We start from the raw sequence: 10,241 nt of genomic DNA, 5'->3' as shown, positions 1-10,241 counted from the left end.
CGCGCTACACACCGTGACGAGCGGCTGCCGCCGTACCTCGCCCGGTCGTGCCGGATTGAGTACGCCGTCGTCGGCCAGTGCCGTGGGCTTGGCCGCCGGTCGTTGCAGCGGGTCTCGACGGAGGCGTCGGTGAATCCTTGATCATCTGGCCTGGTGCGTGAGTCTACCATGGCGGCGTGTTGCCCTCCCGATTGCCCGCGTCGGTCGGTGGCCGTTGGGCTGGGCTTGTCCTTGATGTGGAGGTACCGGTCCGTCCGCGTTTGCGCGTCGAGGTGGCCGGTGGCCGGCGGCTGCTGGTGCGTCAGGACGACCGGGTGGTGTTGCTGGGTCGGCAGCGGGCGATGCATCGGGGTGTGTACTACGCACGGACTGGCCGGTACCGCTCGCCGATACCGCCGATCACGGCCGCGCAGGCCCGGCACCTGCGTGCGAGCAGCGAGGACGAGGATGCGTGGGCAGCGCGGTGGACGCACCAGTTCACCGGCTGGTTGCAGGCCGGCGTTGACGGGCCGTTGCACGCCGGTCGCTGGGTGTTGGCCTGGGGCATGCCGAGGTGGGCTGTCACCACGCACTGGCAGCGTCTGCACGTGGTTGACCCTGACCAGGGTCACATCACCTGGTTCGGTCTACGGCGATCCGGATGAGGACCAGCGGGACGTGCTACCACTTCGCCGGCTATCGGCGGTGGATACCGGCAGGGTGCGTTCCTATCGTCGTCAATATCGCGAGGGTATCCTGCCACCGGTGTTGCTGTGGTGGGTGAGTGGGCTGCAAACGCTCCTCGTGCTCGACGGCCACGACCGGATCACCGCCGCCCTGGCCGAACATGCCGTACCCGACGTGCTCGTGCTCACTCCCGCAGCCGATCCGTCGTGGATCTCGTCCGTGCAGCGCCAGCCGATTCAGGAGTACCAAGGCCGCCTGAACCATTTACAGGCGCTTGCCGACCAGGACGACCAGATGGCGAGGGCACACCTCACCAATATGACCCGCCGCATCGCCGCTGACCTCGAAGACATCGCACGCAGCGAAGGCCGTACCAGAGCCTGGCCGCTGCCCGGCGGAACGATGGCCTGGGCGCGACAGGTGGCCATGCTCGCACCGGACTGGACCACCGAAGCGGCGTAACACGCGCCTCCTCCGACCGCACCAGCAGCCGAGCCGAGCGCCGGCAAACGAACTGATCTGCCGATGAGAGCGCCCGTGCTTTCGCTGAGCCGGCTATGACTCGGTCTGGTGGGCGCTGATGATGCGTTTCAGGACAGTTGCCATGGCAGACCAGTCCTGGTGCGGTAGCGGGCCGCCATGCGCTTCGGCTAGACGGACCTTGCGGCGATAGTTCTCCTGCACCTTCTTCTTGTTTCTTTTGTCGGCGAAACGGGCCTCATAGTGGCTAGGGTCGCGGTGATGGAAGGTCAGATCCATTAACAACGTGACGTTGTCGTCACCCCGGATCGTGTCAGATCCTAGATACATCTCGATGCACCCGGAGATTCGCGCATTGCTTCGATCCTCAGTCGGCCGGTGCTGACCTTCGGAAGGTGGGAGTTGAGCGACCAGATAGTCGGGTATCGGCACAGCGGGAAACTGCATGAGGACGATATTCGGCGGTAGCGCGACAGCCTTGAGCTGCTTCAAGGCATCACTAGCGGCGCCATCGTCGTCGAACGCGGCGACGATGCGGTTCCTGATGCCTGCTGCGGCAAATGCTTTCACGGTATTGACCAGCGCTCCTGCGCTGCCCTCAGATCTGGCGCGGGGGTCGAGGAATCGCACGAGGTCGGCCAGGTGTGGATACAGCAACTTAAGGCCGGCACGAAGGAACTCGGCGTCGGTGCTACCCTCGGTCAGTACGACAATCGGTGATCTGGCTGACGATTCGGCTGTCCACCATTCTTGAGCGACTGATGGCATGGTGTCGAGTTCGTCCTTAACAAGCCAGCCGCCATACACCAAGTCTGAAACGTCGAGAATCACCTCGATGTCAGGCACGGCGTGTGTCACAAGCCGCAAGCGGTGCCATCGGGCATTTTCTGTTTCATCAGGAATTAGCTCCAGCAGCCACTTTCCTGATCCGATGACGGGCTGCTGATCGGGGGGCTCGAACACAGCTTTGCTTTGTGTAGCGGCTGCTGATGCTATCGCCTTGAGCCAACGATCAGTGTCAAGCTCGGCGAGTGCCGCCTGTTCAGCCTCCCAGCGTTCGACCGACTCTGGATCTATCCTGCCCATGCCTTCGAACCAAGGCGGACTGTCAAGGTTCTCGCCGATCGATTGCCTCAGAACTTCGAGTGCAGAATCGATGTCGAAGCCGAGGATGTCGAGCCGGTCTGCGATCAGACGTCCGGTGGCCTTGTACTCGAAGAACTCAACGTCATGGTCAGGCTTGTCACCAAGCACATAGCGAGTTGAAGCTCGCCCGATCGAAGGCGAGTACATTTCGTCCTGGAACAGGCAAACGAGGTCATTCGGGACTATGTCCTTGAAGAAGAATAACGTGAACGGTCCGGCACTCAGTTCACCCCAACTGCCCATGGTCATCAATTTTGGGGCTTCAGCCTGCCGACGCGCGAGGGGGTTTGGTCTCCTCTCTGACGCCGAACCACAACGTCGCGATCAACGAGCGAGTTGGTGCACTCTCATGCCGCCGAGTGCGCGCGCCGTGCTCGGCGTCGGACCTTGGTGCGGCATCCTCATTGCCGCGGACAACACCCGGTGGCCCAACGATCCGCTGTCACGGTCCGTCCGGTCGGTTGGCGCCAAGCCGCCGAATGGCTGGCCGCGGCCGGTGACCCACGATCGCCCGCTTCCTGGCCCACCTGGACGCCGCACGCCCGCAGCATCGAACAGCAGGCCCGTCCCTAACTCGGGAGTAGGCCTACTTCCTCCCGATTAGGGCCGCTTCGCGCAGCGGGGCGGGGCCTAGCCCCGGGCTTGGTCCCTGATAGCGGTCAGCTCATGTCGATGGCGTACGCCTCCTCGCGCACGTCGGCGTCCGGGTGCCTGCGCAGGCCGACCAGCAGATCCCGCCATGGCGCTTTCCAACCGAAGCTGGCCCCGTGCCGGACCAGCGCCACCGCGAACAGCCCGCCTGCGAGGTCGCCGCGCCCCGCCAGGCGCGCGACGGTGCCGGTGAGGATCGCCGGGTCGGGCCACTCGCGGAGGCCTCGCAGGCGGACGCCGATACGTTCAGCGGTGCGAACCGCGAGGACGGGCCGGCCCGCACACAGTCCGGCTACCTCGTCCAGGTTGTCCAGCCGGCCGAGGTCGACCAGCAGCCCCGTGGCCATGCCGGTGAAGGCGGGATGACCGGCGAGCCACCGCGCCGATTCGACCAACGTGGTCCGGTCGGCATTGGCCGGCCGGCTTCTGGACCGGACGACCGCGCCGCGCGCGAGGAGTTCGATGCGGCGTCGGGCTGGGCGGTCCGCGGCCGGGTCGCCGGGATGGTCGTCGTCCGCGTCGCGGTCCACAAGCCGGGCCAGCGCGGCGCCGAGTACTGCGTCGTCGCCAGCCTTGAGCAGGTTGGCGACCTCGATGGACGCCATCGTTTCGCCGAGGTCGGTGAGCCGGTCCACGACCAGTTCGGTGACCTCGGCCAGCCACGGCGACCATTCCCCGAGCTGGCCGAACGCGGCGCGCCGAACCTCCCGGTCGGCGGCGCGGCACGCCTCGATGATGAGCGCGCCGTAGCGCGGGCGGTGCCGTTCCGGGATCGTGTACGGGTACGTGCTCAGGACCGCGCGCCGCTCCTCCCGGCTGCCGTCGACCGCAGTCCGCAGGATGGTCCAGCTCGCCTCGGCGTGCAGCCGCTGCCGGGCGGCGGAGACGATCGCCGCGCGCACGTCGCGGTGCGCATCCGGCTTTGTGTACGCGTCGAGCAGCGTCGCCATCACCCGCGGCGGCCCGTAGCGTGCCAGCAGCCGGGCCGCCTCCTTCCGGCTCGTGATCTTCGCGGGCCCGGTCACCACCTCGCCGAGCACATCGGCCAGCCGGGACGGCGGGATGTGCCGGGCAGCCCGACCGGCCGCGTACAGCGCGACCCGCGCCCGGTCGCCGTCGGCGTACCGGAGCAGCACCGGCAGCGCCTCGTCCGGCCGGTCGGTCCAGACCAGCGCGCCCAGCGCCGCCTCGGCGATTGGCACCTCGGGAGCGTCGAGGAAGCGCGACACCAGCTCGCGGCCCGTGCCACCGACGCCAGCGGCGGCCCGGATCGCCGCCACGCGCTGCCACACCCCCTGCCCGGTGTCGGCGACGACCAGCTCCTGCAGGTCCAGGAAGCGGGCCTGCTGGCGAGGCAGCCAGCGCTCGGCGTGAAACGCCCAAGCGGGCACCCACCGCGTCCCCGGTTCCACGAAACGGCCGCGCGGGCGGCGGTGCAGCGCCCGGTCTAGCAGGTCGGTGCGGGATGCGCAGATCGTCGCCCACACCTCGTGGATCGTCACCGCCGTGGAGTCGGTTGCGAGCACCTCGGCGACTCGTTCCGAACGCGTACGCGGGTCGTCGAGCCACAGCCCGATCGCCGTCCGGCCGATCGAGGGCAGCGTGTCCGGGCCGATCGCCCGACGCAGCAAAGCCTGCAGCTGCGGCAGCCGCCAGGCCCGCTTGCCGAGCGCTTGGGTGAGCGCGAAGAGCGGACCGTACCGGCCGCGGGCGATGCCGGCCTCGACCCAGCCGCGCAGCCGCTCGAAGACCATCGTCTCCTGCCCGCTGCGCAGCACCGTGTCGAAGCGGCGCAGTACCGGCACGCTCGCGCCCGTGCTCACCAGGTCGATAGTGAGCAGCGCCCACTCGCGAAGCTGCGGCACGGCGACGTGGTGCTGCAGGACGTCGACGGCGAGCGTGCTCAACGCTGTCGTGGTGGCGGCGGAGGCGTCGCGGGCATCGACCGCGTCGGTGGTCAGCTGAGTGAGCCCGGCCGCCGTGTCCGCGGTGAGCAGCGGCGCCACCTTCGCCAACGCGGTGAGCGCGGCCGCGCGTACCGGATCCTGCTCGTTGCGCAGCCGGCCGAGCCGGACGATCACCTCGGCCACCGCCTGCGGGTCGCGGGAGCGGCGGCCGGCCTCCACCAACAGCGCGTAACCGTGCGCCCGCTCGTCGGCGTCGCCGGAGCGCAACGCGACATCCAGCGCGGCGGACGCGTCCGGCCAGGCCAGGTACGCACTCCAGGTGCACACCTCGGCCTCCCGCTCACGGGTCCGCGCCAGGCCCAGCACCCTGGTCGCCTCGCGGATCCGGACCGCGACCGGCAGCACCTCCATGATTTCGGCAGCCGGAACCAGCACTGCCGTGTCGGCCTCGGCCAAGGCCCGGTCGTACAACTCCCCGCGCCTGCTCGGCGCGACGGCGTCGAGCAGCGCCGCCAACGCCCGGCTCTGTTCACGGAACCGGCTGGCGAGCGGCGCCAGCTCGTCGGTGGGCAGCGCCGCGAGGCGGCGCAGCAAGGCCGGCGGCAGCACGGTCCGCTGTAGCCAGGCCGTGCGACCGGGCGTGGTGAGTAGGCGGGCGATGCGACTCGCGTCATGCGCCGCGAGCCTTCCGTACGCGCCGAGCGGGCCGGGCAGCGATTCCTCGGGTGCGTACCGTTCGAGCAGGTCGAGCGCCTGAGCCGGGTCACAGCGCAGCACCGCGTTGGCGGCACCGCTCCAGATCCTTTCGCGCATCTCGGACGGTGCCGTGGCCAGCCGCTCGCAGACCCGGTCAAGCAGCGGGCCGGGGTGCCACCGGACCAGCCGCTCAAGGCTGAGCGCATGCTCCAGGTCAGGCAGCAAAGCCCGAACCGTATCGGCGCCGCATGCTGGCAGCAGCGCGGCGGCCTCCTCGTCACCGAACTGGGCATGTACCTCGATGATCAACGCGTCGGCGACAGCCGGCGCATACCGACGGCGCAGGGCCCGATAGACACGCCGCCGCTCCATCGCCGGCCGCTCGACAACATCGCCAGCCGGAAGGCCGGCCCGCAGCGCCGCGGTGAGCGCGGCACCCCTGATCGACGGCTGCGGATCGCGTGCCGCAGCAGCGATGCCGTCGGAATCCCCGGCCACCGTCGCAGCGACCAGGGCGAGATGCCGCTCGTAGGGGCCCTGCTCCCGTAGGTCAGCGCAGACCTGCGCGCGGTCGGGCGCAGTACGCGCCCATTCCGCGAGGCGGTTCATCCGCTTCCGGTACGGCAGCGGATCGAGCGAAGTCAGCAGGGAACCGGTGGCGGCAAGCACGGCGTTCATTGTGCCCGCGAACGCACCGGACCGAGATCGATTATCGCCTCGCTCGGCGGCCTCCCGCAGGTACAGCCTCAGTCGCTTTTCGACTGGCTGGGTCCCGGGTCTGATTCACCACACTGCCACCAGCTTTGACCTGCGACGGGGCTCCTCACCCGGCTGACCACGTTCGGGCCGTCGGTGGCTGCGGTCGATCATGCGTGACGGGTGCCTCGTGTCGCCTCCGAGAGGAGACCGGGCACCGCCACACCGTCATGGCTGACGCTGTAGGCGTGTGGTGCGAGGTCGGCGACGAACTCGTCGATGTGTTGGCAGGTGATGCCCGGATGGCAGATGATCCTGCTGAGTCCATGCGCGGTCAGCAGGATCCACCGAGCCCTGACGCTTGGCGGTGGGGTGGTCAGGACGACAGCCAACGCGCCGGGGCGACGCCATCTCGGCCAGCCAACGTCGTGTAGTCGCTGCTCGGTGTAGGCGGCCAGTTCGGCGCCGTGTTGTACGCGTTCCCGCAGCCCGCGCCGTCCGAGGCGCGCAGTGGCGTACCACAGCATGATCCTGGCCAGGCCGCTGCGGGCGTCGACAGCGTCACATCCTCGGCCCCTACCTGTTGGGTCTGGTACGGCGTGCTGGCGTCGGGTGACGAGGATGCCGGCGGGCATGGGGAGGCCGATGATGGTGTTTTCGCTGAGGCTGATGCTGTCGGCGCCGTCGGACAGGTCGAATGGTGGCGGGTCGTCGCTGAGTGCCAGGGGGATGCCGGTGCCTGCGGCGTCGCTGTGGACGTGCCGTCGGGTAATGCCGAGCTGGTCCAGACGTTGGTGAATCTCCGCGACGTTATCGGCGGCATCGGTCCAGGGGGTGCCGATGGTGGCCACGACGATGGCGGCGGGGCCGCGGTGAACGGCGAGCTGGCGGGTGAGGTCGTCGTAGTCCATCTCGCCTGTCGGGTCGATTGCGACCACAACGGTGTGCAGGCCGAGGAGCCGTGCGGCGCTCGGCACGCTGGGGTGCGCGGCGGCCGAGTGGTAGACGGCGGCTGCGCCGAGGCGGGCGCGTGCCAGGTGCAGTGCGTGGAGTGTGGCGTCGGCGCCGCTGCTGGTGACGCATCCCCACCACCGTTCGGGTGCTCGGAACAGCCCGGCGAAAAAGCTGACGGCCTCGCGTTCGAGGTCGTGGGCGTGGTTCAGGTGGGCGGGGTCGCTGTCGGCGTCGCCGCTGTTGTAGACCGCGAAGTCCAGCAGCGGTGCCAACGCCCGGAACCCGATAGTGGATGTGCTGCCGGTCAGGTCCGTTCGACGTGCGGCGGTAAGCCTGCCGAAAGGGCAGCAAGCCGACGGCCCAGGTCGGGCTCGTGGTGGGTCGTCTGGGACATGGGCATCCTTCGCCGTCAGTCGATCTGGGTGGGGGTGTCTGTTGCTTGGGGGCACAGTCGCCAGGCTGCGGCGGCGGCTGCGGCGGGCAGCAGTGCGGTGATGGCCAGCGCGGCGGCTGGTCCGTATGGCTGCCACAGGGCGGCGCAGAGTGCGGTGCCTCCACCGCCGCCTACGAAGGTGGCCAGGGTGAGCAGTCCGATTGCTCCGCCGCGGCAACCTGGTGGGGCGTGTTTGGTGGCTTCTGCCGTGAGCAGCATCTGCGCGATCGCCGAGGCGGCGAACGCGGCCGTGGCGGCTGCCGCGACGCCGATCGGACCGGTGTCGACGGCGGCGTAGCACAGCGTGCCCGCGAACAGCAGGCTCGCCGCCGACAGGACGTACCGGGCAGGCATGCGGCGGGCGGCGGCTGCGGCGCCTCGGGCCAGCGCGGCACCGACGGCGGCGCCGGGCAGCAGGAGCAGCCCGATGTGCGTGGTGCCGTAGCCGAGCTTCGTCAGCAGGTGGGGTGCCGCGTAGAGGATGGCGAACAGGCCCCCGTAGACGCCCGCGCCGGCGAGCGCCGCGCGCCGGAACCATGCGGCCGACAAGACGCCGTCGAGGACGAACCCGCCGGGGTGGCGTCGGCTGCGGATGGCGAGGATGAGCCCGGTGGCTGCGGTGGCGGCAGCCGCCGCCGTGATGGTGACCGCGCTGGTGTGTTGGGCTGCGGTTTGGGCGGTCAGGAGGAGTCCGGCGGCGACGACCGCAAGCAGTCCCACTCCGAGCCAGTCCAGCGGTTCTCGGTGTCGTCGTGGGGTGGTGAGGGGCCAGCACAGCGGGATTGCGGCGATGGACAGCACGGGCAGTGCGAGTGCCACCCGCCACGACCAGGCCACTGCCACTGCCCCGGCCAACGGCGCGGTGGCACTGAATACGGCTAGGCAGGCGCCGAACCGGGCCAATGCCGCCGGGCGTTGCGACGCCGGCAGGTGGGCGGCCGTCGCGAGTGCGGTGGCTTGGGCCGCGCCGGAGCCCACCGCTAGCAGGATTCGACCGGTCACGACGGCGGCCAGGTTGGGGGCGACCGCGCATGCCAGCGCTCCGGCGGTAAGCAGTGTGACGGCGATCAGCATGACCGGGCGGCTGCCCCACAGATCGGTGACGCGTCCGGCGGTGACCGCACCGACGCCGATGCCCACGGCGTACGCGGTGAGGATCCATGCGAGCGCTGGACCGCTCGCGTGGAGATGCCGGGCTGCGTCCGGGAGCGCGACGGCGGCGGCGCTGACGCCGTAGACAGCGGGTCCGTAGAGGACGCCCAGCCGCCACCCGGGTCCGGATGCGATGGGCACTTCGCTACGGCGATCGGCCTCCTCGGTCAGCATGGTCGTCTGCCGTGTCATCGGATCCCCACCTTCGCCGCTGTCCTACGGGCAAGGACCTCGCCGAGAGGGTCGCGGCGATCGATCCCCAGCCCGGTGGCACGCGTAGCGGTCGCCGGGCTGGGATGTCGCCGCAGCCTTGCCAGAACGACGGCCGCAACGGCGGCAGGAGCAAACAGGAAGGGGCCGCTCAGCGCGGCGATGACGGCGACCGCCAGCGCGGCCACCGCCGCGCCGACACGCGCCCGCGGTACCGGCAGCAGCCGCACCGCCGCGGCGAGGCCGACCACCGTGACGCAGGCGAGCAATGCGGCGAACACGCGCACCAGCAGATCCACGGTGACGACGCCAGGAGCGACCGTGGCGATCACCGCGACGACGGCTCCGGCCGCGGCCTGCACGGCGACGCTGCGCAGCGGGACACCCTGGCGAGTCACCGCGACGCCAGCAGGGAGGACGTGGTGACGGGCCAGGGCCACACCGGCCCGCGCACCAGCGGCGACGAACGTGAAGCTTGCGCCGAAAGTGAGCAGTACCGCCAACACGGCGACCGTTCCGGCCGCCCACGGCCTTCCGGTCGCGCCGAGCAGGTGCATCAGCGGCACCGGCGTGCCACCAGCGGTGTCGCCGAGAACCCCGACGGTGCAGACGGCCAACCCGGAGTAGAGCACGATGACGACGCTCAGGCTCGCGATGGCGGCCCGTCGCACCTGCCGGGGGTGAGTGAACTCCGCCGACAGGTTGGCGGTGGCCTCCCAGCCGCAGATGGCAGCGAACAGCACGGCGGCAGCGCTGCCGACGCCGGCGGCTCCGTGCGGCGCGAACGGCGTGAGCCGTTCGGGGTCAACACGGGGTCCTGCCACGGCGATGACCGCTACGAGCAACGCCACCAGGGTTGCGGTCAGCGCCAGTTGCAGCCGGCCGGACAGGCGTAGCCCCATGAGATTCGCCCCGTACACCGCAGCGAGGAGCACTGCGGAGATGCCGGCGACCATCGTGGGTGAGGCGTCGAGCGCGGCTGCGGTGTAGCGGGCACCAGCGACTGCGCCCGCGACCACCCCTACCGGCACCGCCGCATACAGCCAGCAGCCGACGACGGCGGCAGCAGGGGCGCCGAAGGCCCGACGGGTGAACGTCGCCACGCCTCCGGCGTCCGGGTAGCGGGCGCCGAGGGCACCGAACGAGGCCGCGATCAGCACCGAGACGGACAGCAGCGCCGCCCATGCCAGCAGCGCCGCCGGTCCTGCGGCGCGGACGGCCAGTGCCGGCAGGACCAGGACTCCGGGGCC

8 protein-coding genes are annotated in these 10,241 nt (G+C 70.1%); 3 read left to right on the top strand and 5 right to left on the bottom strand.

Annotated elements, in window-relative coordinates:
• Window positions 1–176: 176 nt before the first annotated feature.
• Window positions 177–644, top strand: coding sequence for a hypothetical protein (locus tag GA0070621_RS05145; RefSeq protein ID WP_157739842.1), 468 nt, complete (start codon window positions 177–179; stop codon window positions 642–644).
• Between the two features lie 100 nt (window positions 645–744).
• Window positions 745–1,128 (top strand): hypothetical protein, encoded by a 384-nt coding sequence (locus GA0070621_RS05140; protein WP_091191984.1) that lies wholly within the window; start codon window positions 745–747, stop codon window positions 1,126–1,128.
• A gap of 93 nt (window positions 1,129–1,221) precedes the next feature.
• On the opposite strand, the gene GA0070621_RS05135 is transcribed toward GA0070621_RS05140, so the two are convergent.
• Together GA0070621_RS05135 and GA0070621_RS05130 are read right to left on the bottom strand one after the other, a co-directional pair.
• Window positions 1,222–2,541, bottom strand: coding sequence for a hypothetical protein (locus GA0070621_RS05135; protein WP_091191982.1), 1,320 nt, complete (start codon window positions 2,539–2,541; stop codon window positions 1,222–1,224).
• Window positions 2,542–2,951: 410 nt separating this feature from the next.
• Window positions 2,952–5,771, bottom strand: coding sequence for a hypothetical protein (locus GA0070621_RS05130; RefSeq protein ID WP_167666612.1), 2,820 nt, complete (start codon window positions 5,769–5,771; stop codon window positions 2,952–2,954).
• Here GA0070621_RS05130 and GA0070621_RS30695 point away from each other — a divergent pair.
• A complete protein-coding gene (locus GA0070621_RS30695) occupies window positions 5,751–6,095 on the top strand; it encodes a hypothetical protein (protein WP_167666611.1) in 345 nt (114 codons plus the stop codon). The two genes, GA0070621_RS05130 and GA0070621_RS30695, sit on opposite strands and share 21 nt — an antisense overlap.
• 317 nt (window positions 6,096–6,412) lie before the next feature.
• On the opposite strand, the gene GA0070621_RS05125 is transcribed toward GA0070621_RS30695, so the two are convergent.
• The 3 genes from GA0070621_RS05125 to GA0070621_RS05115 form a co-directional block, all read right to left on the bottom strand.
• The gene (locus GA0070621_RS05125; protein ID WP_091191979.1) at window positions 6,413–7,468 is read right to left on the bottom strand and encodes a pyridoxal-dependent decarboxylase; all 1,056 of its coding nucleotides are present in this window, start codon (window positions 7,466–7,468) and stop codon (window positions 6,413–6,415) included.
• A 137-nt stretch (window positions 7,469–7,605) separates the two neighbouring features.
• Window positions 7,606–8,973 carry an MFS transporter gene (locus GA0070621_RS05120; RefSeq protein WP_167666610.1) on the bottom strand — a complete coding sequence of 456 codons (1,368 nt, stop codon included), beginning with the start codon at window positions 8,971–8,973 and terminating at the stop codon, window positions 7,606–7,608.
• Entirely contained in the window at window positions 8,970–10,214 is a 1,245-nt protein-coding gene (locus GA0070621_RS05115; protein ID WP_231921018.1) for an APC family permease, read from the bottom strand. The genes GA0070621_RS05120 and GA0070621_RS05115 overlap by 4 nt, the downstream gene beginning before the upstream one ends.
• Window positions 10,215–10,241 lie beyond the last annotated feature (27 nt).

The organism is Micromonospora narathiwatensis (genome assembly GCF_900089605.1).
GTDB lineage: Bacteria > Actinomycetota > Actinomycetes > Mycobacteriales > Micromonosporaceae > Micromonospora > Micromonospora narathiwatensis.
Note: the sequence above shows the minus strand (reverse complement) of the source record. Positions and strands in the feature narration are given on the sequence as shown.